Origin of the sequence: Mycobacterium sp. E3305 (assembly GCF_001666785.1) — a bacterium.
GTDB lineage: Bacteria > Actinomycetota > Actinomycetes > Mycobacteriales > Mycobacteriaceae > Mycobacterium.
Genome location: NZ_LZJA01000007.1, coordinates 24,257 through 48,540, shown reverse-complemented (window position 1 = coordinate 48,540; position 24,284 = coordinate 24,257). Strand labels below are relative to the sequence as shown.

Genomic DNA, 24,284 nt, shown 5'->3' with positions numbered 1-24,284 from the left:
GGCCGGCCAACGGCAACCCGATGACGCGTGTTCGAACTACTTGTTCGGTGTGGCTCACTGGTAGAAGGGTCCCCGTTTGCCCGACCTCTCGAGATGCCCGTAGGGATCGTAGACCTTGATGTTCGGGTACGGGTTCTGTTCGTACGCAGGCTTGGACAGTCCGGCGGTCCGCAGCCCCGCCAGTACCACCAGCGGGACGGCGAACGATACGAGCCCCACCGAGGCCGACACGAGGAGCCGGCGCGTCAGCGCCAGCATGTCGCGGCGCGGTCGCGCCGGTAGCCGGCGGGCGATCCGGTTTATCAGCACCAGCTCGCCGCCTTGGTCCCGGACGCACATCACCGCCACCATCGCGAATATGAACGAGTCATACACCGCCATGATGAGCGGGAAATGAATGTGGCCGATCTGCAGCGTCGGTCCGACCGCCTCGGTGTAGTAGAAGATGCCGAACCTCATCCAGGTGAACTGGACGACTCCGTTGAGCGGCAAGGCGATCACGAACGAGCCGACAAAGACCGCGGCAAGCCGATGGCGCGCCAGCCAACCCATGGGCCGAATCAGGGGCTCGAGGAATCGATTGTGCAGCTGCAGAATCCCCAGACCGGTCAACAAGTAGTACGCCGCGTAACCCCCGAGGAACGACAGCGCGGGTTCCAGGTTCGGCGAGATGTTCACGTACGGCCACGACAACGGGAAGTGCAACATCCGCGGGTCGAAGATCGCGAACGTCGCCCAGTTGGCCAACGGGTCCAGGGCGCCGGTGATCAGCCCCGCGAACGCGATCACCACCGTCCAATGCACCTTGCGTTGTCTTACCGAGAGCCACACCAACGTGGCGATCAGCCCGATGGCCATGGGGACGGAGCTCAGGGCGACCACCAGCGGCCAGTCGTCGAACCCGAGGAACGGCGGATACGGTGCCGGCCCCGGGTATGGGTTGGTGGTGCGCGGATCCCCGTGCGTACCCGATTGCATCGTCGCGACGGTCACGATCGCGAATACCAGGTACCCGGCTATGAACAACGCCCATCCGGCACGGGACAGCGGCGGCGAACTGCCGACCCGAATGGGCCGAGAGGACCCGGAATCGGGGCTGGTGTCCACGACGTCCGTCATGCCAAACCCCGATGTTCCTTTCAACCTCTACAGCCCGGCCCCATGAGAATATGCGTTATCGACAGCGACAAAAAGACTTCGGGACGACTTGGTCCATCTTCAGCCCGCCGCCTCGGCGGGTGTTGCGCTGTTGCCCTTGATGACGGGCATGTTCGTCCACGCGCCACGGTCGTCGCGATACCACCCCGCGGCGGCCAACGCACCGCCATCGGCATGCACCACAGTCCCCGATACCCATGCGGCCAGCGGGCTCGCGAGAAACAAGACGCAGCCCGCGATGTCCTGTGGGGTTCCGAAGCGGCCCAGCGGAATCCAGCGCGGAATATTGTGCCGCTGTGATTGGTGGATCATGCGGTCCAGCGGGACCTGGGCGCTATCCGTGGTTTCCGGCGCCACGGCATTCACCCGGATGCCCTCCGGGCCAAGCTCGAGGGCGAGGCTCATGGTAAAGCCGGTCACCGCCGCCTTGAAGGCTCCGTATACCGCGAAGTGCGGTATACCCCGGAAGCCCTCGATCGACGAGACGTTCGTGATGCTCGCGCCGCCGGCGGCGGCACGCAGCAGCGGCAGCATGGCCCGGCTGACCAGAAAGATGTGCTTGAGATTCACCCGATATATGTCGTCGATCTGCTCGTCGGTGAGCCGCTCGAAAGGTGTCGGCCGCGTCATGAAGTGACCGACGTTGTTCACCAGCGCGTCGAGGCGCCCGTAGCGGCTGCCGATGGCATCGGCGAGCGCCGACACGTCGGCCGCGACGGTCGCATCGCCCGTCACCACGAGCGCCCGATCGCCGAGTTCGCTGCGCAGGTCCTGCGACCGCGCCGGGTCGACCTCGAGTACGACGACCGACGCACCCAGGCCGGCAAAGGCCAGCGCCGTGGCGCGCCCGATGCCCGCGCCACCGCCGGTGACAAGCACCACCTTGTCGTTGAAGTCGATCATTCCGCCTCCTGTTTTGCGTCGCCGAAGCGCAAATGATCCGGCCGCGACGAGAATATCGATTCTCGCATGCGAGAATAGCGGCTAACCTTCAGTTACGGATTCGGCCAGAGGAAAGCGGGCTATGAGCGACCGGCACTCCAACATCGCGGGGACGCGGATGCTGATCATCGGGGCGTCCTCCGGCATTGGACAGGCGTTGGCAATTGCCGCCCACTCCAGGGGGGCTCGCGTCGCGCTCGCCGCACGGCGGGTGGAGCTGCTGTCGGACCTGGCCGATCGGCTGCACGGATCGGCCCACGAGTTGGACGTTTCGGACCCGCGCGCGGTGGAGACCGTCGTCGCCGAGGTCGCCGCGAACCTGGGCAAGCTCGACGCGGTGGTGTTCACCAGCGCCGTGGTGCCCTTCGTGCTGATCGAAGACACCGATGTGGAAACCTGGCTGCATTCCTACGCCGTCAATGCCGTCGGCGCCTCCCACGTGCTTCGGGCGGCCCTTCCCCACTTGACCGACGACGCCACGGTCATCGTCGCATCCAGCCATGACGTCGGTCGCCCCCGCGCCGGCGTGGCCGCCTACCACGCGAGCAAGGCCGCGCTAGACGAGATCTTGCGATCCTGGCGCGCCGAGCATCCCGAACTGGCCGTGATCCGGGTTAGCGTTGGCCCGACCTGTGACACCGAGATCCTGCGCGGCGCCGACCGGGATCTGCTGGCCGATCTATACCGGGCCTGGGCGCGGGCGGGCCAGATTCCTGAGGAAATGTCCACGGTGGACGACGTGGCCAACGCCATGCTGTCCCTGATCGCCATCTCACGCGCGAACCCCACCGTCGTCAGCGAGATCGTGCATCTTGCCCCGCGGATCACCAAGACTCGGTGATACTACGAACCGCGAAGGGCGGATGACTGAATGGATCTTGGTTTTGAGGGCGCGACGGCGGTCGTAACCGGCGGCAGTAAGGGAATGGGGCTGGCGATCGCCGAGAGTCTCGCGGCGGAAGGCGCCTCCGTGGCGATCATGGCGCGCGGTCGGGCGGCGCTGGATTCGGCCGCCAGGCGAATCCGCGCCGCGGGGGCACCCGAAGTACTCACCGTCAGCGTCGACATGTCCGATGGCGATTCCATCACTTCGGGCTTTGCCTGCATTGGTCATTCGTGGGACACCCTGAACGTCCTGGTGCACACCGTGGGTCCGAACGCGGGCGCGTTCGACGATCTGAACGACGACGACTGGCACGCCGCATTCGATCTCGGCACCCTGTCCGCGGTGCGATCCGTGCGGGCCGCGCTGCCGATGCTGCGATCAGCCGAGTGGGCCCGCATCGTCACCCTCTCCGCGCACTCCATCCAGCGACAAAGCCCGCGGCTGGTCGCCTACACGGCAGCGAAATCGGCGCTGTCCAGCTTCACCAAGAACTTGTCGAAAAGCCTTGGAGCCGAGGGCATTCTTGTGAACTGCGTCTGTCCGGGAACCATTGTGACGGCAAGCTTTACCGAGGTTCTGCGGGATGCGCTCGCGGCAGACGGGCTCGACTCGTCGGATCCCAGGGACGTGATGAGCTGGGTCGAGAAGACCTTCGGCCATCCATGCGATATCGGTCGCGCCGGGCTGCCGGAGGAGATCGCCTCCATCACCACGTATCTGGCGTCGCGACGCAACGGCTATGTGACGGGTGCGACCGTCAACGTCGACGGCGGATCGGACTTCATCTGACCCTCCTCGCCCACCCATCCGGCTCTGAAGGGAGTGGAGACTTGACCGTGAATTCCCGGCGTCTGCGAGTCATTCAGTGGGCAACCGGTGCCGTAGGCACCGAGATGATCAAGACCATCCTCGACTACCGGGCCGACCTCGAGCTGGTGGGAGCGCGGGTCTACTCCGATTCAAAGAACGGCGTCGACGTCGGGACGCTGGTGGGCCGGAACCCCGTCGGCGTCAACGCAACCACCGATGTCGCGGACATTCTCGCGATCGAGGCCGACCTCGTGCTCTACGCGCCGTCGTTCACCAGTCTCGACGACGTGTGCGCGCTGCTGGAGAGCGGCAAGAACGTTGCGACCGTCGCGTTCCTTTTCCACCCCCAGCGCATCGGCGATGCGGACCGTCGACGGCTGCTGGCGGCCTGCCGCAAGGGCAACAGCACGATCCACGCGAGCGGTCTCAACCCGGGCAACCTATCTGGCGTTTTGCCGCTCGCGCTGTCGGGTATGAGTCGCTCGATTGACAGGTTCAGTCTGCAGGAGCGCGCAGACTGGTCGCTCTGGGAGAGCACCGAAATAACCTTCGACGGAATGTGGTTCGGACGACCGACCGAGGACATCACCCCGACGGCCAACGAGTTCCTGACATTCAACACCGCCCTGTTCACCCAGCAGACCTGGTTCATCGCCGACACGTTGAACGCTGCCATCGACGATGTCACGGTCACCGTTGACGCAGTGCCCGCCACCAAGGACTTCGAGATCTTCGACCACCGGGTTCGCGCCGGCACGACAGCCGGTCAGCGGTGGAACTTCGTCGGGAATCGTCGCGGCGAGCCGATCATCGAATTCGAGACGCTGTGGACCGTCGGCGGCGAGTATCCGGAGCACTGGCCCACACCGGATGACGGCTGGACCCTCACGCTCGAAGGCGACCCGTCCATGCGCGTGCACTTCTTCTGCCTGGCCAGCTACTCGCGGCCGGCGTCGGTCGCCGAACACGTCCGGGCGGGTCTTGTCGCGGTTGCGCTACAGGTCGTCAACGCCATACCGGCGATATGTGCCGCCCCCGCGGGTTTCGCCACCATGGCGGACCTGCCGCTGATACGCAGTTACACCGGTTTCGGTGATGGACCCACAGTCATCAAGGATTGACATCGGGCCGGCCCGGCGCAGCCGCACACCAAAGATCATTGCGCCAAGGCATCGGTTCGGTCAGGAATTCGGCTGCGACTCAGAAGGAACCGTCGCGAAAACATATTCCATTTCGTCGAAGATACTGCCGGGCACGAAGATATCTGATGGGTCGAGGATACGGTCGAGATTGGCCGCCACGCCCTCGGCGTCGAAGGCACCGTCGGCGGCGAACCAGCCACGGGTCACACCGATCTGCAAAGCGGCCACCCGTCCACGGAAAGCGCTCAGGACCTTTTGTGTCAGGATGCAGCTCTCGCTCGCGAGGTAGGCAACGACCGGTGCCACTTGATCGAGCCGCAGCGTCTGCAGGAAGGCCCGAGCATCGGCCGTGCGGCCGGCCTCCCCCATCATTGCCATGGCCATTCGCGTGTCGCCCATCGGCATGATGGCGTTGGCGTGTATGCCGTGCGCCGCACCCTCGAGCGCCGCGACGTTCATCAACCCGAGCATCCCCGTCTTGGCCGTGGCGTATCCGGTCAAGCCCGGCTGCCCGAAAACCCCCGCTGCGGAGGAAACGAACACCAGTCGCCCGTATCCGGCGTCCCGCATCACCGCGAAACCCGGTCGGATGACGTGAAAGGCGGCCAACACGTGGTGCCGCAGCAGCGCCTCGAAGCGTTCGGTCGGCCATTCCGGCAACGCGTCGTCGTGGATGATGCCGGCGTTGGCGACGATCGCGTCCAATCGTCCGAATTCGCTGACGGCCAGGTCGACGGCGTCCTGCCCCCCTTCTTCGGCGCTGGCGTCCGAGGCGCACGCCACCGCCCGTCCCCCCGCGGCGCAGATCGCGGCGGCGACGTCATTAGCCGGTTTCGGGTCGCCTCCACTTCCGTCGGTTTCGGCGCCGTTGTCGTGGACCACCAAGGCGGCTCCGCGACGGGCCATTTCATGGCAATACGCCTCGCCGAGGCCGCGGGCACCGCCGGTCACCAGGACGACCCGATCGGTGAACGAGACCAATTTCAGCCTCCCGCAGGCGGCGACGCGGCGGACGCGGCACCACGCTCGGTCCAGTGGGCGACGAACGGGGTGATCGTCGAAAGGTCGTAGAGCCCAGGCTCGGCCGCGACCACGGCCGGGATGGCGTTGACGGCGTGCATGGCGGTGGCCAGGCAGCCTTGCTCGGCGTGATCCTCCTCATGCGAGCCGATCACGAGATGAAGACTCATGTTGGGCTTGCCCTCGAAGGCCACCTGATAGCCAATCTCCGTCGGCCATTCGGGCGCCAGGTCGTCGGCCATCCTGGTGAGATGCTCCACGGCGAGGGTGGTCTCACCGCAGTCGACCACGACGCCGAAGCGCATCGCCCCGACCGTGCCCGCGGGGATCTCTCCAGCCGCCACCGTCAGGGGTCGCGGCGTTGTGGCGACTTCGCGGAAACCCTCGACGGACCGAATCTCGAGCCCGAGGGCCTGCGCCAGGATTGTCGCGCTGCCGATCCACGCGCTTGCCGCGTAGTCGGTGTTCGTCAGCAGCGGGGTGGTGTCGTCCGGCGCATGCCCGAAGCCCATCGCGTTGAAGATCAGGTCGTGGCTGGCGTAGGTCGAGTAGTTCAGCACCTCTCGTACGTTGATCCGGTCGGTGCGCTCGGTGAGGCGGGACAGAATGGGCACCAGCGACTCGCCGACGAAGCCCGGGTAGAGGCCGAGCCCAAGGAATGACGAATCGCCCGCACGACAGGCCTTCTCGATTGCGTCGGCCAGCGATTCGTGCAGCGATCGGGGATGCACGAACCGGCTACCGGTGGCCACCACGCTCTTGCCCGACGCCAAAAGATCGCAGACGTCGGCGAAGCAGCCGGGCGTGTCGGTTTCCACCTTGCCCATGTAGAGAACCACGTCGGCGTCGGTGCCGATCACGGCATCCCGATCCGCGCAAGTGAGCACCCCCGTTTCGGAGGCCCCGCACAGGGCGCCCGCATCGACGCCGGCTTTCGCCGGGTCGTAGACGCGCACCGCGACGAGTTCCAGGTCTGGGCGGCCCAGCACGTGGCGCAGCGCCATCATTCCGGTCACCCCGGTCGCCCATTGGATCACGCGAGTCATGTCAGCCTGGTCCGATCAATCCCAGACCACGTCGAGACGGGGCGGTGAACGGAACATCGTGCCGCTCACATAGGGCGGCGGGGCGTCGGGGTCGAGCCGCAACCCCGGCAATTCGTCGAAGAGCGCGTTGAAGAACTTGGTGCTCTCCAACCGGGCCAGATGCATCCCCAGGCACAAGTGCGCACCGTGGCCAAACCCGATGTGCGGCTTGCGTTCCCGGAAGATATTGAAGGTTTCGGGGTCCGGCCAGCGCGTCTCGTCGTGATTGGCGCTGCCCAGGTTCACCATCATCGTCGATCCCCTCGGGATGTCGAGCCCGAAGAACTCGGTGTCAGTGGTGACCTCCCGGATGAAATTCAGCAGCGGCGTCTCCCACCGGATGCCCTCCTCGATCGCCTGGGGCAACAGGGTGCGGTCGGCGCGAACCGCGTCGAGTTGGTCGGTGTGGGTCAACAGGGCCAGCGCGAGGCTCGCTGTCGATCGCGACGTGGTCTCCGCTCCGGCGGGCAGGAGATTGCGCATGAATCCGTAGATTTGCTCGTCCGACATTTTGACGCCGTCGATCTCGGCCCGCGACAGGATCGTCACCATGTCGTCCTTCGGCGACTTGCGCCGGTCGGCCAGCACGCCGATGAAGTACTCCTTCATCTCCGCCGACGCCTTCATGGCGGTCTCCATGTCGGCGCGAAAGCCCAGCAGGTCGATGGCCAGCCGGTGAAACTCCCCGATGTCGGACTCTGGCAACCCGAGAAGGGCCGCGATGATCCGGACCGGGATCGGCATGAACACCGCGGCCACCAGATCGGCACGCTTGTCATCACGAATCCTCGCGATCGTGCGATCCACGAGGGGCCCGACGAGTTCGGTGTCCCAGCGCTTCATCGAGGACTTCGCGAAGGCGAATTCGTGCAACCTGCGGTACGTCGCGTGCTCGGGTTCCTGCATCTCCAGAATCGTCGGACCCTGCAGTGGCCGCACCATATCCTCGTAGACGCGGGTGCTGAACGTGACGTTGTCGGTGAACACGGCCTTGACGGCGTCGAACGAGTACGCGGTGAAGGTCTTCTTGCCGCCGGGTCCGTCACACGGAACCCCCATCTCCGGCCAGCCCGGGTGAACGGGCGCCTTCTGCCGCAGTTCGCGCAGCAGCGGGTACGGGGTCGCGTCGCCGTCGGCGCCCATGCCGGCGTTGAACTTCTCCTGCGCCTCGCGGATGCGCTGCTCGATGTCGTCGTCAACCCTCGACTCCACCACGTGCCACCTCATAAGCCCGTCAACCTACATATTGTCGGTTGCAAACCTACATGATGTAGGTTGAATGAACCAGAAGGCTTACATCGCGAAACCGCAACCTGGAGCGTCCGATTGGTTACTCGAGTCGTGCAGTGGGCGACCGGCGCCGTGGGCCGGGCCGCGCTCCGAGAGCTCATCGAGAATCCCCGTTATCAACTGGTGGGGGTCCTGGTCTACGACCCGGCGAAGACAGGACTCGATGCGGGCGCGCTGTGTGGTCTCCCGCCGACGACCGGCGTGATCGCGACGGCGGACAAGGACGCGATCGTCGCACTGGGCGCCGACGTCGTCGTGCACACGGCCAGCAAAGCACACGCGATCGAAACGAACGCCGAGGACATCTGCCGCCTACTCGCCTCGGGTAGCACCGTCATCACTACGACGTCGTATAACCATTTGCCGACCTATGGGGCGGAAACGGAGTCCGCGTTCGTCGAGGCGTGCCGACAAGGTGAGTCGCGTTTCCATGCTGCCGGCGAGAACCCCGGGTTCATGTTCGAGCGACTGGTCGCCACGGTGACGGGGCTGAGCAAGACGATCGACCGGATCGACCTCTATGAGGCAACTGACGTTTCGGCCGTGGACAGCCGGCCGATGCTGGTCGACCTGATGGGCATGGGGAGACCGCCGGAAGACGTCAGCATCGATTCCCCGATCATCAAGAAGCTCGATATGGCGTACCGCCAGGCGCTCAACGCCACGGCCGACGTCCTCGGGATCACCCTGTCGCGCATCGACGTGGCGGTCGACGCCACCACCCTGCCGCACGACATCGAGGTACCCGCCGGCACTATCGAGGCGGGAACGGTTGTCGGGCAGAGGTTTTCCTGGGTCGGGCACTGGTCGGGCCGTCCGCTGCTGGCCATTCACGAGGAGTGGGTCCTCACCCGCGACCTCCCCCAGTGGGGCATGGCGCCGCTGGCGCCCGGCGAGAAGGCGCCCCTCATCCGCGCGGTCATCAAAGGCGAGCCGAGCTTCGAACTCCAGCTCGACGTGGGATTCGACGGCACGGCGCAACCCGGTCAGCACGCCATGCCGGGCCACCTGATGATCGCGATGGGCGCGATTCGCGCGATTCCGTATGTGCTCGCCCAACCGCCCGGCATCGTGACCGCGGCGGTATTCGGCGCGATCCAACTAGCGTGAGGCGCGCGCGACCGCGCGGGCAATGTGGTCGCTCGGCGCCGCGTGGAAGACATGCGCACTGCCGTCCGGCAGCACCCTGCGGGCAATGAGATAGTCGGATCCCATCCAGCCCTGCCGGATGAACCGACCGAACCGCAGGAACGTCCCGGGAGCGCCGCTGGCCGACGGGATCAGCTTGACCTGCTCGAGCCCGTTCTTCACTCCCTCCCCGGTGAGCGGGCGTGCCGCCGCGAGGCCGCGCACGATCACGGTCGCCGCGTCGTGCGACAGGCCCGGCATCGAATGACCAGGCCGACGACCGTATCTGGCTTCAAAGCGGTCCAGGAAGGCCTGACCGACGGTGTTGCGCTCGTCGTAGCTGTCCAGGCCGATCCAGCCGGACAACTGCCGCCTCCATTCCGCGTTGATGTGCGCCATTTCGAAGGCCGTCGTCGTGTACCGCGGGGGGTCCCAGCCGGCGGCCAGCAGCGCGTCCGTGAACCCCCACAGGCCATGCCCGAACCCGACGTGCACCAACGCGTCGGGCTCCGACGCACTCAGCGCGGCGACCGCTTTGGCCTTGTCGGCCTCCACCTGCGGAATTGCCACGGTCGCAACGACCTTCAAGCCGGCGGCGTCGTAGGCTCGTTCGGCGAAGGCGAGGTACTCCTTTCCGATCAGTGACGACTCATAGGCGATCGCGATCCTCGACCGCCCGTCCCCGATCATCACCGCCGCCAGCATCACCGGCTCCTCGGCCATCGAGCCGTTGTTCAGCGCAAAGCACCACTCTCCGAGCGCACCCTCGGACCCCGACAGGGTGACGATCGGAACGCGAGCCGTGGCCTCGACATGGGAGCGCAGCGGCACCACGTTGTCCGATACCCACGGCCCGTAGATGGCCAGACATCCCTCCGCGACCAGCTCGTCGAAGGCACGTTCGACCGCGAGGTAGGTGCCGTTCGGCAAGCCCACCACGTTTCGGGTGACGAGTTCGATCGGCCGGTCGATCAGCCCGGAGGACAACGCTTCATCCATCACCAGCCGCAGGGCGTCGATGCTGTCGTTGTCCGTGTCGCCGGAAGTCGGATAATCGTTGAGCAAGCCGACTTTCAGGGGAGCGACCGAACCGTACGCGCGAACGCCGTCGTCTGCCATAGCGGCAACATACCGGATGAAGGTTGTGTAATCGCCACCGTACGGAAACAATGATTCGCGAAACTGCATATTCGGTTTCCGGAGTGCTCGCTCCCGTCTGGCCTCACGCGAAGGGGACACCATGACGCTCACATCACCACTGGAATCGAGCGTGTCGGCGGCCGAGAAGAAATATCGCGTGATCCAGTGGGGCATGGGCAATGTCGGGACCTTGGCGCTGCGCCACTTCGCCCACAATCCCCTCTATGAGGTGGTCGGAGTGCTCTGCAACCGCCCGGAGAAAGTTGGCAAGGATGCGGGCGAGCTGGTCGGGGTGGGGCCGATCGGCGTGCTCGCAACCACGGACAAGGCCACCCTGGAGGGCCTTGACGCAGACTGCGTGTTCTACGCGCCCCTCTGGTCGGACGTCGACGAGATCTGCCGACTGCTGCGCGGCGGAAAGAGCGTCGTCGCCTCGGGTGGGGCCTGGTGGCATCGGACGGAAACCAACAGCGCCGACATCGACAAAATCGAGGCGGCGTGCCAAGACGGTGGAACGTCGTTCCACGGAGGCGGCATCCACCCCGGCTACGCGGCGGACCTGCTCGTCCTGACGCTGGCCCGGATCGTCGGCAAGACCGACCACATCCACATCTACGAGGCGGTGAACTTCAACAAGGACACGCTGAAGTACTTGGACGAGATGGGATTCGGAAAGACACCGGACGAGTTCGCCAAGGGCAATCTCTTTCAAGATGCATGGTCGTTGTTCGCGCAATCGCTGACGATGGTGGTCGAAGGCTTGGGCAAGAGTGTCGACAAGTTCACGACAGACGTCGAACTGGGCCTGGCCACCCGCGACATCCCGTACGAGGGCACCGCGGACATGGACATGCCCGGCCTGCGAGGTGTGATCAAGACGGGCACCGTCGCATCCCAACATCACCTCTGGACGGCGTGGGTGGACGGCAGGCCGTTCATCACCTTGCACGAGCTCTACTCGTTCATCGAGCACGACGCCATCGACCCGAGGCCCGATTGGGAACCGTATTACCACTACCGCGTGGTGATCGACGGTGACCCCGGCACCGAGCTCATCCTGCGCGGCAGCCCGCAGGCGCGCGAGCACGCGAAGCCCGGTTACATAGGCTACGCATGGACCGCGATGGAGCCCGTGAACTCCATCCCCGCCATCTGCGATGCGCCGCCGGGTTTCAAGTCGCACGCCGATCTTGGACTCATGACGGTTCGCGGGATCGTGCGCTGAGGCGGCACGTCCCGACGCTCAACATTCAAACTGAAGGTTGCTACGATCGTCGGCATGGCGAAGCGTGGCGGGGCGGACGAGGATCGACGCGCCCGGGGCGAGCAGACCCGTCGCGACCTGATCGACGCGGGTCGCGAGCTGTTCGTTGAACACGGGTTCTTCAACACGAGCATCAGCGACCTCGTGACGAGGTCGGGCGTCGGGACGCGCGGCGCCTTCTACCACCACTTCAAGGACAAAGCCGAGCTCTTTCGAGCGGTATTCGAAGACGTCGAAAACGATCTCACCCTCCGGTCCATTGCCGCTCCCCCGCCGGGCGCGGACGCCTGGGAACGGCTCACGCGTGGATTGCACGGATTCCTTGAAGCCGCAATGGAACCCGCGGTGCAGCGGGTGATACTTGTCGACGGACCGGTGGTGCTGGGCTGGCAGACCCTGCGCGAAATCCAGAATGGCAACAGCATCGCCCTGATCAACGAGGTGGTCCGCGAGGCGATCGCCGAGGGCACCATCGACGATCAACCCGTCGGGGAACTGACGCACATGCTCATCGCCGCGCTCGAGGAGGCCTCGCTGCTCGTCGCGCACTCCGCAAACCCCAAGAGCGCGCGTCGCCGGGCCGCCAGGATCCTGGACCGGCTACTGCTCTCGTTTGCCGTCGAGCCGCACGCGACGCCGCGGCGCTGAGCGTTGCCGAAGTGTGGAGGCCACGTCCGTCACCAGTGGAAATGAATATTTCCAGAAATCGAAATAGTTACTCTGCCAATCTGATAGTCTCGTTCTCAACCTCTGTGCAAGGAGACTCATGCAGCCCGAAGACATGATCTTGGTCAGCGTCGACGATCACCTCGTGGAGCCGCCGAACCTGTTCGAGGGCAGGCTTGCAAGCAAGTACGCGGACGCGGCGCCCCGGGTCATCCGCCGGCCCGACGGCTCGGAGGTGTGGACTTTCAACGACGCCATCATTCCCAACATCGGGCTCAACGCTGTGGCGGGACGCCCACGCGATGAGTATGGCGTCGAGCCGACCGCTTTCGACGAAATGCGGCCCGGGTGCTACGACATTCATGAGCGCATCAAAGACATGGATGCGGGCGGCGTGCTGGGATCGATGTGCTTCCCGTCCTTCCCCGGCTTCGCGGGCCGGCTGTTCGCCACCCACACCGACAAGGACCTCGCCCTCGCCGTCACCCAGGCATACAACGACTGGCACATCGACGAATGGTGCGGCTCGTATCCCGGGCGCTTCCTGCCCATGGGGCTGCCCGTGCTGTGGGATCCCGAATTGTGCGCCAATGAGATCCGCCGCAACGCCGCCAAAGGCTGCCACTCAGTCACCTTCACCGAAAACCCCGCGACGCTCGGCTTCCCGAGCTTCCACGACGAGTATTGGGATCCGATGTGGCGGGCGCTGTCGGACACCAACACGGTGCTCTCGGTCCACCTGGGGTCCTCCGGCAAGATCACGATGACCGCCGACAACGCGCCCGTCGACGTAATGATCACCCTGCAACCGATGAACATCTGCTCGGCGGCCGCCGACCTGCTGTGGTCCCGCGTCATCAAGGAGTTTCCCGACGTCCGCTTCGCACTTTCCGAGGGTGGCACCGGCTGGATTCCCTATTTCATCGACCGCCTCGACCGAACCTACGAAATGCATCACCTGTGGACCGGCCAGGACTTCGGAAACAAACTGCCCAGCGAGGTGTTCCGGGAGCGCTTCCTGACCTGCTTCATCGCGGACCCGATTGGCGTCAAACTGCGCCATGACATCGGCATCGACAACATCGCCTGGGAGTGCGACTACCCGCACTCCGACTCGTCGTGGCCCGCGGCAGCCGAGGAGCTTGCCTTGGTCATGGTTGACCTCCCCGACTACGAGGTCAACAAGATCACGTATGAGAACGCATGCCGTTGGTACTCATTCGACCCGTTCCGGCATCGCACCCGAGAACGATGCACGGTCGGCGCCCTGCGCGCCGAAGCCGGTGACCACGATGTCGAGATCCGTAGCTTCGACCACGGCCGGTTCGAACGCACCGCGGGCGCGACCCTCGGCACTATGAGCGCCAAGCTCGATGTCTGACAACGGACAAAGCCCGCTGCGGGTCGCTGTCGTCGGTGCCTCCGCCGGACTCGGACGATGCATCGGCATAGGGCTTGCCCAGCGAGGCGCACATGTCGCGCTGCTGGCGCGGCGATACGACAGGCTGGTCGATGCCGCCGGGGAAGCCGGCAACGGCGCGGTGGCCGTCGCCTGCGACGTCACCGTAGCCGACGATTGCCAGACGGCGATGTCCGAGGTGGTCGGAGCGCTCGGCGGGCTCGACGCCCTGGTCTACACGACCGGCATGGGTGTGCTCGCGCCGCTGCGCGAGGTGACCGCGGAACAGTGGGCGCAACTGTTCGCCACCAACGTCACCGGCGCCTCACTCGTGACCGCCGCGGCCGCGCCCCATTTGGCCGCGGCGGCGGGCGGTGCCGTTTACCTCTCGTCGCTCAGCGCGTCGTACACGACGCCGTGGCCGCTGCTCGGCGCATACGCGGTGTCCAAGGCGGCGCTGGACAAGCTTGTCGAGGCCTGGCGCATCGAGCATCCGGAGATCGGCTTCACCCGTCTGGCCGTCGGCGACAGCCTGGGCGGCACCGGCGACGCGCAGACTGAGTTCAACAAGGCGTGGGACCCCGACGCCCTGGAAGCGGCTATCAGATACTGGATGGATAACAAATACATGCTCGGCGGCCTCGTCGACGTCGAGCACCTGGTTGACGTTGTCGATTCCGTTATCCGTTGCGGCAAAAGCAGTTTCATCCCACATCTGACTCTGGCCCCACGCGCCTCTGATGCAGTGAAGGAGCTTCGGAATTGGTGAACCACGAACCGCGCATGCTCATCGACGGCAAGCTCGTCGAGTCCGTATCCGGGCGGCGATTCGACAACGTCAATCCGGCGACCGAGGAGGTGCTCGGCACCACCTGCGACGGCACCCACGCCGACATGGAACGCGCCATCGCTGCGGCACGGCACGCGTTCGACAACGCGGCGTGGTCACGCGATGGCGAGGCGCGGGCCGCCGGCCTGCGGCAGCTGCAGGCGGCGCTGGAAGCCGAACGTGAGGACTTACGCGGCGAGCTCGTCGCGGAGGTCGGCTGCCCCGTGCTGTCCACCTACGGACCGCAGCTCGACGTCCCCCTCCGCGAAGCGCTCACCTGGCCTGCGGACATGATCGGTGAATTCGCTTGGGAACGGCCGCTTCCCGACAAGGACGCCTTCGGCCTGGGCAGCCTGACGGCCCGCGAAGTCTGGAAGGAGCCGATCGGAGTCGTCGGTGTGATCACGCCCTGGAATTTTCCTTTCGAGATCATCCTGAACAAGATCGGCCCCATCCTGGCGATGGGTAACACCTGCGTGCTCAAGCCCGCCCCGGACACACCGTGGAACGCCACCAGAATCGGCCGCATCATCGCCGAACACACCGACATCCCGCCCGGGGTCATCAACATCGTCCCGTCGTCCGATCATTCCGTCGGAGAGGTGATTTCGACCTCGCCACTGGTAGACATGGTGGCGTTCACCGGCTCGACCGCTACCGGCAGGCGCATCATGGCGGCGGCCGCCGAGACCATCAAGTCCACCTTCCTCGAACTCGGGGGCAAGTCCGTCTACCTCGTCCTCGACGAGGAGGGAGACATCGGCGGCGCGGTCGGCGGCAGCGCCTTCATCTGCATGCACGCCGGGCAGGGCTGCGCGATGCCCACCCGACTGCTGGTCCCCAACTCGCGCTACGACGAAGCGGTCGAAATCGTCAAGACAGCGATGGAGAACAACAAATACGGTGACCCCACGGACCCGTCGGTGCTGCAGGGTCCACTTGTCTCCAAAAGGCAGCATGACCGCGTGCTCGGCTACATCGAGAAGGGTAAGCAGGAAGGCGCCCGACTGGTCACCGGCGGCGGGGTGCCCAAGCATCTCCCCAAGGGCTATTACGTCGAGCCAACGGTATTCGCCGACGTCGACAACAAGATGACGATCGCCCAGGAGGAGATCTTCGGGCCGGTGCTGTCGGTCATCGGGTTCGACGGCGACGACGACGCCGTGCGCATCGCCAACGATTCGATCTATGGCCTGTCGGGCGTGGTGTTCGCCGCTGATCTAGATCGCGCGAAATCCGTCGCACGCCGGATCAGAACCGGCACCCTGGGCATCAACGGCGGACTCTGGTACGGCGCGGACGCGCCGTTCGGCGGCTACAAGCAGTCCGGTGTCGGACGACAATGCGGCATCGAGGGGCTCGAAATCTTCACCGAGACAAAGACCGTCGGCTGGCCTGCCGCCTGACTCCCAACTGAAAGAAGCGACAATGAAGTCCAAAGCAGCGGTGTTACGCGGCGTCGGTATCGATTGGGAAGTCACCGACGTCGAGCTCGATCCTCCGCACGCCGGCGAGGTTCTGGTCAAGATGGCCTACGCCGGCATCTGCCATTCTGACGAGCACTTCTACACCGGCGACAGTGTGCCGACGGCCGAGATGGAAGAAATGATGCGGGCGTCCGGCATTCCGGTACCCGAATGGTTCCCGATGCTCGGCGGCCACGAGGGCTCGGGTGTCGTTGAAGAGGTCGGTCCCGAGGTGAAGACACTCAAACCTGGCGACCATGTGGCGATCTCGTTCCTGCCTGCTTGCGGTAGCTGCCGATGGTGCGCCACCGGGCACACGTACCTGTGCGACATTGGCTCCGACATTTACAGCAAGGCAATGACCACCGACGGCACCCGGCGACGCCACCTCGGCGACGAGGATCTGATGGCGATGATGCAGGTCGGCACGTTCTCCGAGTACGTGGTGGCGTCCGAGCGTTCGCTGGTGAAGGTGAATGACTGGATCCCCTTGGAGGCCGCATCCCTGGTGTCCTGTGGTGTGACAACGGGATTCGGCTCGGGATCCGTCGCGGCAGGCACGGGAGCGGGTGACACCGTCGTGGTGATTGGTGTCGGCGGGATCGGCATGAACGCGGTGCAGGGCGCGAAGGTCGCGGGCGCCAAGCACATCGTCGCCGTCGACCCCAACGAATTCAAACGTCAGATCGCGCCGACGTTCGGCGCAACCCACACCGCCGTCGATGCCGGTGCGGCGGTCGAACTTGTCAAGGAGATCACCTGGGGAGTCATGGCCGACCGCGTCGTTCTCACCCCCGGGGTGGTGCCGGCCGACCTGATCTTTACGGCGATGATGTTGTTGCGCAAGGGCGGAACCTGTGTGCTGACCGGGATGGCCAAGATCACCGACATGATGGTCCCGATGATGCTCGGCGACATGGTCAACTCGTGCAAGACCTTCAAAGGGGCGCTCTACGGCGAGATGAACCCGCGCGAAGCGATGCCCAAGCTGCTATCGATGTACGAGGCGGGCCTGATCAAGCTCGACGAGTTGGTCACGCAGAAGTACAAGCTCGACGACATCAACGCGGCCATGAAAGACCTTCGCGCCGGCAAGAACATCCGGGGCGTCATCGCTTTCGAGTAGTTGGACGGCGACGGGGAGCCGATGGGCCCGCGCATGCCGCGCGTTGCGAAGCAAGCACCCGACCCCTAAAAGCTGCCATTGACTAATGTCACCATTTGGTATTGACTTCCCGGCATGGCGGACGGTGTTCCGGCCCGCGGGTCATTGCGGTCCCGCGGCGCGGCAGCGGTAAGTGCTTACACCCTGCGGCCCGTAACCGGCCTGCTACCGCCCGAGCGGGCGTGGGGCCTGTGGCTGTCGCGCCAAATCGTCGCCCGGATCATGGGCACCTTCGGGCCCTCACTGGCGGGCACCCGAGTCGAACACGTCGACACGAGGCTGCCGGACGGTCGCCGGGTCAAGGGCGAATGGGTTTACGGGCCCCGCACGCCGACAAGTGATACCGCGCGGTCGTCCACCTCCGCGGGCGCCGTCTACTACGTGCACGGCAGCGGCTTCGCCGTGTGCTCGGCCAAGACGCACCGCCGGTTGACATCCTGGCTGTCGTCACTGACCGGTCTGCCGGTGTTCGGCATCGATTATCGACTCGCGCCCCGCCACCGCTTCCCCACCGCGGCCGACGACGTGCGCTCGGGCTGGGACTGGCTGGTGAACTCGTGCGGTTTGTCGCCGAAAGGGCTTGTCGTCGCCGCGGATTCGGCGGGCGGCCATCTGGCCGTCGACATGTTGCTGCAACCCGAGGTGGTGGCCGATCACCCCGCCGCACTGACGTTGTTCTCCCCGCTGTACGACCTCAGCTTCGAGTTGTGTCTCGCCCGAGAACGACTGCGCCGCGATCCCGCGATCCGGGCGGCCGACGCGGCCCGCCTGGTCGGCATGTATCACGCCGGCGTCGATCCCGCGCACCAGCGGTTGACGCTCAACGTCGCCGGCGGCCCTCCGCTTCCCCCGACATTGATCCAGGCCGGGGGCGCGGAGATGCTGCAAGACGACGCCCGTCAGCTCGCCGCCGACATCGAAACCGCCGGCGGCCGTTGCGAACTGCAGATCTGGCCACACCAGGTGCACGTCTTTCAGGCGCTGCCCCGGATGATGCCCGAAGCCGCCGCGGCCATGGGCTACGTCGCGCGCTTCGTCACCCACGCGTTGCAGGATGCACGCGTCACAACGCAGGAGGTGCGCTGAGCGATGCTGGACAGACTGCTGGGCAGGCCGAAGACCAGCCGCGGTGCGTCCGCGGTGGTGACCGGCGCCGGAAGCGGCATCGGGGCGGCCTTCGCCATCGAACTCGGCCGCCGTGGCGGCAGGGTCGTCTGCAGCGACATCGACGAAGCGGCCGCCCAACGGACGGCCGACGCGATCACCCAACTGGGCGCCAGTGCGACGGCGATCCGCTGCGACGTCTCGCACTTCGAGGACGTGCGGGCGCTGGCCGGGCAATCACAGGCCTGGTTTTCCGGATGCCCGACGCTGGTGATCAACAACGCCGGCGTCGGCGCCGGCGGCGCGGCCATCGGTGATACGCCCCTGGACGATTGGGCATGGACCATCGGAATCAACCTGTGGGGCCCCATTCACGGCTGCCACGTCTTCGCACCGATCCTCCGGGAGCCGTCGCCCGCCCCCCGCGGCATCATCAACGTCGCGTCGGCGGCGGCGTTCGGCGCGGCGCCGGGAATGGCCCCCTACAACGTCAGCAAGGCCGGCGTGCTGTCACTGTCCGAGACCCTGGCCGCCGAATTGGCAGGCACCGGCGTGCGAGTAACCGTGCTGTGTCCGACCTTCGTCAAGACCAACATCGTCGAATCCGGCCGCATCAGCGAGGAATCCAGCGAACTGGCCAACAAGCTGATGCGCTGGACCGGATTCTCGGCGGACAAAGTCGCGCGGATCTGCCTGGACGCGCACGACCGCGGCGACCTCTACTGCATGCCACAGCTCGACGCCAAAATCGGCTGGAGCATCAAACGCCTGGCACCACACGCCTATACACGTGCGGCCGGTCTGGCCTCGCGAATCAACGTGCCCTGACCAATGCAAAGGAGCTCCCAGTGGCCATCGACATGGAAGCCATGCTCGCCAAGATCAAGGACCGCCAATGGGCGCTCGCCGACATCGATTGGGACGCGCCCGGCGCCGACACCATCCGGGAGGAATTCCGGCCCAAGCTCAAGGCTTTCATGGCCGACCTGTGCTGGATCGAGAACGTGGGCGCCCGCGGATTCGCGGCCCTGGCCAAGAAGGCGCCCAACCCGACACTGGCCGAGATCTACCGGTACTTCCACGCCGAGGAGCAACGGCACGCCAACGCCGAGATGGCGCTGATGAAGCGCTGGGGCATGCTCGACGACGGCGAAGTTCCCAAGCCGAACGTCAACATCCGGCTCGCCATCCAGTGGCTCGACGCCTACTCCGACGACATGCCGTTGTCCGTGCTGGGCACCGTGATACCGATGCTGGAGGTCGCCCTCGACGGCGCGTTGCTGAAGTTCTTGCTCGACACCGTTGCAGACCCGGTGTGCCATCAAGTCTTCGAGAAAATCAACAACGACGAATCACGCCACATCGCCGTCGATTTCGCGGTGCTCGACATGATCGGCCACGCGAGGGCCCGCAAACTTGCCATCGAATTCGTCGGGACAGTCGCGTCGCCGGGCGTGATCGTCGGCACCCTGATGTATATCCCGCTGCTCAATCGCGTCCGCAACGAGATGGCCGGCATGGGCATGGAGCCCGAGCGCCTCTACAACGCGGTCAAACGCTTCAAGCAGCTCGGCGAGCGGGGTGAGCGCACCTCGCGGGTGCCGGCATACCAACTGCTCAAGCGACACGCCGCGATGGTCGTCAACCCCGCCCACCCCTACCACCTGCTGGCCAATTCGATGGTGTGGCTGTCGGACCGCTATCCCAAGCCGTTGCTCAAACCCGTGCCCAGCTGGTTCAAGGAACTCACCTACCGGCCGGCGGCGTGATGATGGCCGCCGACCGCGCCCACGCGGTGCTCGTCATCGGTGCCGGCTTCACCGGACTGGGAGCGGCGATCCGGTTGGCCGACGCCGGGGTCGACGACGTCGTGATCCTGGAACGCGGCGACCGGGTGGGCGGAACCTGGCGCGACACCACCTATCCCGGCGCCAGCTGTGACGTGCCCTCGCTGCTGTATTCGTATTCGTTCGTCAAGAACCCGAGCTGGTCGCGGACGTACTCCCCCGCCCCGGAGATCTGCCGCCATCTCGAGGACATGGCGACCAGATTCGACATCCGTCGCCACATTCGATTCGGCCAGGAGGTCAGCGGTCTGGCCTTCGACGAGAACAGCGGGGTGTGGACGGCAACCACCAAAGGCCGCAAGCGATTCCGCGCGCGCACCGTCGTGCTGGCCTCCGGACCGCTGTCGGACGTCAGGTTCCCCGACATTCGCGGCCTGGACAGTTACCGCGGACACAAGATTCACAGCGCCCGCTGGGACCACGACTACGACTTCTCGGGCAAACGGGTCGCCGTCATCGGTACCGGCGCCAGCGCCATTCAGATCATCCCCGAGCTGGCGAAGCGGGCCGGGTTGGTCAAGGTGTTCCAACGCACGCCATGCTGGGTGTTGCCGCGCCTGGACGTCGCCACCCCGCCCGCCCTGCAGACCCTCTTCGCCAAAGTGCCCGCCGCCCAGCAACTTGCGCGGCAGGCGTTGTTCTGGGGCCACGAGGCCAGCGCCACGGCCCTGGTGTGGGACACGCCGCTGACCTCGTTGGCCGCCCGGCTGGGGCGGGCGCATCTGCGCGCTCAGGTGAGGGACCCGTGGCTGCGCCGCCAGCTGACGCCGGACTTCCGCCCGGGCTGCAAGCGCATGCTGGTCTCCAGCGACTACTACCCCGCCCTTCAGCGCGAGAACTGCAAGCTCATCGACTGGCCGATCGCCACCCTGAGCCCGGTCGGCATCCGCACCAGCGACGGCATCGAACATCACCTGGACTGCATCGTGTTCGCCACCGGCTACGACGTCCATCTGACCGGACCGCCCTTCCCGGTCACCGGCCTGCGCGGCCGCTCGCTGGGTGACGAATGGGCCGATGGCGCACAGGCTTACAAGAGCATCAGCGTGCACGGATATCCGAATCTGTTCGTCATGACCGGGCCCAACTCCGGGCCTGGCCACAACTCGCTGCTGGTCTACATCGAGGGTCAGCTCGAGTACGCGGTTCGCGGCATCACCGCCATTCTCGACAACGACCTGCGTTATCTCGATGTGCGCGAAGAGGTTCAGCGCCGCCACAACGACAGCCTGCAGCGCCGCCTCACGAAGACGACGTGGATGTCCGGTTGCCGCAGCTGGTACCTGACCAAGGACGGATACAACGGGTCGATGTACCCGGGTTTCGCGACGCAGTATCTTCGCCAGATGAAAGATTTCCGCTACGGGGACTACCAAGCGGTGGCGCGCGACTCCACGCCGCTTGCCGCCGCGTCGGGCTGACGCATGGCACCCGACCGTTCTTCGAGACCCGAACCCGGCACCATCGCCAGCGTGCTGCACAACGTGCGGCGCGCGCCGAGGCGCGTGCGGCGCCAGTCGCGGGAGTACCGGCAGTTGATCGAGACCGCGGTCTCACAACTGTTCGACGCAGCGGTCCGCCACCCGCAAGGTGCCCCCGCATCCGGTGAGTACCGGATCGACGACCTGGCGCGGCTGGCCGGCACGACCACCCGCAACATCCGGGTCTACCGTGACCGCGGGCTGCTTCCTCCGCCGTTGCGCGTCGGGCGCATCGCCCTGTTCAACGACACGCACCTCACCCGCCTGCGGCTGATCACCTCGATGCTCGACCGCGGATACAACATCGCCCACGTGCGCGAAATGCTCAGCGCCTGGGAAGAAGGCAAGAACCTGGGCGACGTGCTGGGCCTCGAGACGGCGATCGTGGGCACCTGGACGACGGAGAAGCCTGAGACCATGCCGCTGGCCGATGCGCAGCGACTCGTTGACGACCCCGAAGCGTTCGACCGCCTGGTGGCGCTGCAGGTCATCCGGGTCGACGGGGCGAGAGCCACCGTCACCCGCCCCAAACTGATCGAGGCGTTCAACGAAATACGGGGCTACGGCGTCAAATTGGAGAAGCTCGTCGACTTACACGAGCAGATCGTGCCCGAAATAGACAAGATCAGCGACATGCTGGTGCGCGCCGGCGCCGAGCATGTCCTGGACCGCATCAAGCCGGGGGAACCCTTGCCGGCGGATGCCGAGATCGCCGAGCTGATCACCATGCTGGTGCGCTTCCGGACTCAGGCCGTGGCAACGGTCGCCGCCACGCTCGCGTCGTCGATCGAGTCGAATATCGAGTCACTGGTGAGCCGCATACTCGCCGATTACCTCGAGTCCAACGCGACCGCCGACTGGGCCTGAGCGGGGCCGGTCCCGGGGGTAAGCCCCCTGACCGTCGGTTTGCGGGTCGAATCGGAAACGCTACGCGATCAGTCGGGGCCGGTGAGCGAGAGGACGCGCCGTCGGCCCGCCCTGGCTCACCGGATCCCGCGCCTCTCGACGATTGGCAAAGCCGTAGATGATGCCCAACTGCGGGGTGGACACAGCCGCTAGCTTGCCGAGAAACAGAAACCAATCTTCCTTGAAGCGGTCGATACGTGCGCTAAGCATGGGACTTCCTGATCTTCACAATATGAGGGGCATGCAGGAATTCCCCGCCCAGCCGGGGTTCAAACTCCCCAATCAGGCGAAGCGCCGGAGTTCAGTCCTCAGCCAAGACGCGCTCGGAGGGCGCAGCGGCTTAGATCGCCCGCCCCCGGCGGAACTGACACATTTCGAGCGCAGCGAACGCTGCCGTCAGGCTGCTGGGACAGGAACCCCGCGCACCCGGACCTCGTCAGTGGCCGCTCAAGGTCAGCGTGCCTTCCGTTTGGAGCACCTTGCTGGCCGTGATTCGTTCGGTCTTGCGGGCCTCACGCTCGAGATAACGCTGCTTGGACTCCTCGAACTTGTCGGAGGCCTGCTCGAGCTCCTTGACCAACACGGCGAGATCGTCGCGCATCCGCGCGGCGTCGCCGGTGAAGTCTTCGCGTTCGAAGATGCGCCACTTCCTCAGCACGGGCATCACCACCTCGTCGAGGTGGATGCGCGGGTCGTAGACGCCGCCAACGGCGATGATCACCGCCTTACGCCGGAACTCCGGCACCGTGAATCCCGGCATCTTGAAGTTGCGCAGGATCTTGTGGACCGACTTCATCGCCTGGTTCGGGGCGATGTCCAGACCCGCCGCGCTGACGTCCCGGTAGAAGATCATGTGCAGGTTTTCGTCGTGCGAGACTCGGGCCATCAGCTGCTCGGCGATCGGTTCTTGCGAGGCCTTGCCGGTGTTGCGGTGGGAGACCCTGGTAGCCAGTTCCTGAAACGAGACGTACATGACCGAGTCGAACAGACTCTCGGCAAACATGTCGCCCTGCTGATTCTGTCCCGGGCTGAAGCCCCGAGTCATTTGCTCGAGCCGCAGCTGCTCGAGCGCCACCGGGTCGACGGCGCGGGTGACCACAAGGTAGTCGCGCAGCGCGGTGCTGTGCCGGGCCTCCTCGGCCGTCCACCTGTTGACCCACTGACCCCACGGGCCGTCCATGCTGAAGTTCATCGCGATCTCGCGGTGATAGGACGGCAAATTGTCCTCGGTCAGCAGGTTTTGCACCATCGCCACCTGCGCGACGTCGGGGAGCCGGCTCTGCCCGGGTTCCCAGTCCTGACCGTCCAGCGCGTAGAAGTTCTTGCCGTCCGACCACGGGACGTAGTCGTGGGGATTCCACTCCTTGAACATCGAAAGATGGCGGTTGAGCAGGCCCTCGACCACAGGCTCGAGCTCGTGTAGTAGCTGCAGATTAGTCAGGTCCTCGGACACGAAGCCCTCCAGTTATGTGTGCCGTCCAGTAACGCGCAATGTATCTGTGTCATTGGGTTACATAAAGATGACACGCGGGAAACTCGACCAACTAGGGCCAAAG

At 65.5% G+C, this 24,284-nt stretch carries 22 protein-coding genes; 15 read left to right on the top strand and 7 right to left on the bottom strand.

What is annotated here, in order from left to right:
- Positions 1-54: 54 nt before the first annotated feature.
- Entirely contained in the window at positions 55-1,119 is a 1,065-nt protein-coding gene (locus tag A5701_RS01060) for a spirocyclase AveC family protein (protein WP_067747601.1), read from the bottom strand.
- 99 nt (positions 1,120-1,218) lie between these two features.
- Positions 1,219-2,061, bottom strand: a complete 843-nt coding sequence (locus tag A5701_RS01055) for an SDR family NAD(P)-dependent oxidoreductase (RefSeq protein WP_067747599.1) — start codon at positions 2,059-2,061, stop codon at positions 1,219-1,221.
- Between the two features lie 121 nt (positions 2,062-2,182).
- Here A5701_RS01055 and A5701_RS01050 point away from each other — a divergent pair, with 121 nt between their 5' ends.
- The 3 genes from A5701_RS01050 to A5701_RS01040 all read left to right on the top strand — a co-directional run bounded on the left by A5701_RS01050 (position 2,183) and on the right by A5701_RS01040 (position 4,917).
- The gene (locus A5701_RS01050) at positions 2,183-2,941 is read left to right on the top strand and encodes an SDR family oxidoreductase (RefSeq protein WP_067747597.1); all 759 of its coding nucleotides are present in this window, start codon (positions 2,183-2,185) and stop codon (positions 2,939-2,941) included.
- A 30-nt stretch (positions 2,942-2,971) separates the two neighbouring features.
- The gene (locus tag A5701_RS01045) at positions 2,972-3,775 is read left to right on the top strand and encodes an SDR family NAD(P)-dependent oxidoreductase (RefSeq protein ID WP_067747595.1); all 804 of its coding nucleotides are present in this window, start codon (positions 2,972-2,974) and stop codon (positions 3,773-3,775) included.
- 104 nt (positions 3,776-3,879) lie between these two features.
- Positions 3,880-4,917 (top strand): dihydrodipicolinate reductase, encoded by a 1,038-nt coding sequence (locus A5701_RS01040; protein ID WP_067747591.1) that lies wholly within the window; start codon positions 3,880-3,882, stop codon positions 4,915-4,917.
- A 60-nt stretch (positions 4,918-4,977) separates the two neighbouring features.
- On the opposite strand, the gene A5701_RS01035 is transcribed toward A5701_RS01040, so the two are convergent.
- Genes A5701_RS01035 through A5701_RS01025 form a run of 3 tightly spaced genes read right to left on the bottom strand, consistent with a single transcriptional unit; the run spans position 4,978 to position 8,186 of the window.
- A complete protein-coding gene (locus A5701_RS01035) occupies positions 4,978-5,889 on the bottom strand; it encodes an SDR family NAD(P)-dependent oxidoreductase (protein ID WP_231969219.1) in 912 nt (303 codons plus the stop codon).
- 32 nt (positions 5,890-5,921) lie between these two features.
- The gene (locus A5701_RS01030; protein WP_067747588.1) at positions 5,922-7,004 is read right to left on the bottom strand and encodes a dihydrodipicolinate reductase; all 1,083 of its coding nucleotides are present in this window, start codon (positions 7,002-7,004) and stop codon (positions 5,922-5,924) included.
- Between the two features lie 15 nt (positions 7,005-7,019).
- Positions 7,020-8,186, bottom strand: a complete 1,167-nt coding sequence (locus A5701_RS01025) for a cytochrome P450 (RefSeq protein ID WP_231969221.1) — start codon at positions 8,184-8,186, stop codon at positions 7,020-7,022.
- Positions 8,187-8,384: 198 nt separating this feature from the next.
- Between A5701_RS01025 and A5701_RS01020 the strand changes: the two genes are divergently transcribed.
- Positions 8,385-9,443 carry a dihydrodipicolinate synthase gene (locus A5701_RS01020; RefSeq protein ID WP_067747585.1) on the top strand — a complete coding sequence of 353 codons (1,059 nt, stop codon included), beginning with the start codon at positions 8,385-8,387 and terminating at the stop codon, positions 9,441-9,443.
- On the opposite strand, the gene A5701_RS01015 is transcribed toward A5701_RS01020, so the two are convergent.
- The gene (locus tag A5701_RS01015) at positions 9,435-10,580 is read right to left on the bottom strand and encodes an ABC transporter substrate-binding protein (protein WP_067747583.1); all 1,146 of its coding nucleotides are present in this window, start codon (positions 10,578-10,580) and stop codon (positions 9,435-9,437) included. The genes A5701_RS01020 and A5701_RS01015 overlap by 9 nt on opposite strands.
- Positions 10,581-10,701: 121 nt before the next feature.
- Between A5701_RS01015 and A5701_RS01010 the strand changes: the two genes are divergently transcribed.
- From A5701_RS01010 to A5701_RS00960, 11 genes are all read left to right on the top strand, one after another.
- Positions 10,702-11,826 (top strand): dihydrodipicolinate reductase, encoded by a 1,125-nt coding sequence (locus A5701_RS01010; RefSeq protein WP_067747581.1) that lies wholly within the window; start codon positions 10,702-10,704, stop codon positions 11,824-11,826.
- Positions 11,827-11,880: 54 nt separating this feature from the next.
- Complete coding sequence (locus tag A5701_RS01005; RefSeq protein WP_067747579.1) at positions 11,881-12,513, top strand: TetR/AcrR family transcriptional regulator; 633 nt, start codon at positions 11,881-11,883, stop codon at positions 12,511-12,513.
- Between the two features lie 118 nt (positions 12,514-12,631).
- The gene (locus tag A5701_RS01000; protein WP_067747577.1) at positions 12,632-13,912 is read left to right on the top strand and encodes an amidohydrolase family protein; all 1,281 of its coding nucleotides are present in this window, start codon (positions 12,632-12,634) and stop codon (positions 13,910-13,912) included.
- The gene (locus A5701_RS00995) at positions 13,905-14,699 is read left to right on the top strand and encodes an SDR family oxidoreductase (RefSeq protein WP_067747575.1); all 795 of its coding nucleotides are present in this window, start codon (positions 13,905-13,907) and stop codon (positions 14,697-14,699) included. The genes A5701_RS01000 and A5701_RS00995 overlap by 8 nt, the downstream gene beginning before the upstream one ends.
- 14 nt (positions 14,700-14,713) lie before the next feature.
- Positions 14,714-16,165 (top strand): aldehyde dehydrogenase family protein, encoded by a 1,452-nt coding sequence (locus A5701_RS00990; RefSeq protein WP_067747660.1) that lies wholly within the window; start codon positions 14,714-14,716, stop codon positions 16,163-16,165.
- Between the two features lie 22 nt (positions 16,166-16,187).
- Complete coding sequence (locus A5701_RS00985) at positions 16,188-17,351, top strand: NDMA-dependent alcohol dehydrogenase (protein ID WP_067747573.1); 1,164 nt, start codon at positions 16,188-16,190, stop codon at positions 17,349-17,351.
- Between the two features lie 114 nt (positions 17,352-17,465).
- Positions 17,466-18,476: an alpha/beta hydrolase gene (locus A5701_RS00980; RefSeq protein WP_082954940.1), complete on the top strand. Its 1,011-nt coding sequence runs from the start codon at positions 17,466-17,468 to the stop codon at positions 18,474-18,476.
- Positions 18,477-18,479: 3 nt separating this feature from the next.
- Positions 18,480-19,322, top strand: coding sequence for an SDR family oxidoreductase (locus tag A5701_RS00975; protein WP_067747571.1), 843 nt, complete (start codon positions 18,480-18,482; stop codon positions 19,320-19,322).
- A 20-nt stretch (positions 19,323-19,342) separates the two neighbouring features.
- Positions 19,343-20,263, top strand: a complete 921-nt coding sequence (locus A5701_RS00970; protein WP_067747569.1) for a reductase — start codon at positions 19,343-19,345, stop codon at positions 20,261-20,263.
- Entirely contained in the window at positions 20,260-21,762 is a 1,503-nt protein-coding gene (locus A5701_RS00965) for an NAD(P)/FAD-dependent oxidoreductase (protein WP_067747567.1), read from the top strand. Before A5701_RS00970 ends, A5701_RS00965 begins: the two co-directional genes overlap by 4 nt.
- A 3-nt stretch (positions 21,763-21,765) precedes the next feature.
- Positions 21,766-22,689 carry a MerR family transcriptional regulator gene (locus A5701_RS00960; protein WP_067747565.1) on the top strand — a complete coding sequence of 308 codons (924 nt, stop codon included), beginning with the start codon at positions 21,766-21,768 and terminating at the stop codon, positions 22,687-22,689.
- A 475-nt stretch (positions 22,690-23,164) separates the two neighbouring features.
- On the opposite strand, the gene A5701_RS00955 is transcribed toward A5701_RS00960, so the two are convergent.
- Positions 23,165-24,181 (bottom strand): acyl-ACP desaturase, encoded by a 1,017-nt coding sequence (locus A5701_RS00955; RefSeq protein ID WP_067747563.1) that lies wholly within the window; start codon positions 24,179-24,181, stop codon positions 23,165-23,167.
- Positions 24,182-24,284 lie beyond the last annotated feature (103 nt).

Bases quoted from the DNA above. Each gene is read 5' to 3' on its own strand.
- A5701_RS01060 (WP_067747601.1), bottom strand. From the start codon at position 1,119: ATGACGGACGTCGTGGACACCAGCCCCGATTCCGGGTCCTCTCGGCCC.
- A5701_RS01055 (WP_067747599.1), bottom strand. From the start codon at position 2,061: ATGATCGACTTCAACGACAAGGTGGTGCTTGTCACCGGCGGTGGCGCG.
- A5701_RS01050 (WP_067747597.1), top strand. From the start codon at position 2,183: ATGAGCGACCGGCACTCCAACATCGCGGGGACGCGGATGCTGATCATC.
- A5701_RS01045 (WP_067747595.1), top strand. From the start codon at position 2,972: ATGGATCTTGGTTTTGAGGGCGCGACGGCGGTCGTAACCGGCGGCAGT.
- A5701_RS01040 (WP_067747591.1), top strand. From the start codon at position 3,880: ATGATCAAGACCATCCTCGACTACCGGGCCGACCTCGAGCTGGTGGGA.
- A5701_RS01030 (WP_067747588.1), bottom strand. From the start codon at position 7,004: ATGACTCGCGTGATCCAATGGGCGACCGGGGTGACCGGAATGATGGCG.
- A5701_RS01025 (WP_231969221.1), bottom strand. From the start codon at position 8,186: ATGGGCGCCGACGGCGACGCGACCCCGTACCCGCTGCTGCGCGAACTG.
- A5701_RS01015 (WP_067747583.1), bottom strand. From the start codon at position 10,580: ATGGCAGACGACGGCGTTCGCGCGTACGGTTCGGTCGCTCCCCTGAAA.
- A5701_RS01010 (WP_067747581.1), top strand. From the start codon at position 10,702: ATGACGCTCACATCACCACTGGAATCGAGCGTGTCGGCGGCCGAGAAG.
- A5701_RS01005 (WP_067747579.1), top strand. From the start codon at position 11,881: ATGGCGAAGCGTGGCGGGGCGGACGAGGATCGACGCGCCCGGGGCGAG.
- A5701_RS01000 (WP_067747577.1), top strand. From the start codon at position 12,632: ATGCAGCCCGAAGACATGATCTTGGTCAGCGTCGACGATCACCTCGTG.
- A5701_RS00995 (WP_067747575.1), top strand. From the start codon at position 13,905: ATGTCTGACAACGGACAAAGCCCGCTGCGGGTCGCTGTCGTCGGTGCC.
- A5701_RS00990 (WP_067747660.1), top strand. From the start codon at position 14,714: ATGCTCATCGACGGCAAGCTCGTCGAGTCCGTATCCGGGCGGCGATTC.
- A5701_RS00985 (WP_067747573.1), top strand. From the start codon at position 16,188: ATGAAGTCCAAAGCAGCGGTGTTACGCGGCGTCGGTATCGATTGGGAA.
- A5701_RS00980 (WP_082954940.1), top strand. From the start codon at position 17,466: ATGGCGGACGGTGTTCCGGCCCGCGGGTCATTGCGGTCCCGCGGCGCG.
- A5701_RS00975 (WP_067747571.1), top strand. From the start codon at position 18,480: ATGCTGGACAGACTGCTGGGCAGGCCGAAGACCAGCCGCGGTGCGTCC.
- A5701_RS00960 (WP_067747565.1), top strand. From the start codon at position 21,766: ATGGCACCCGACCGTTCTTCGAGACCCGAACCCGGCACCATCGCCAGC.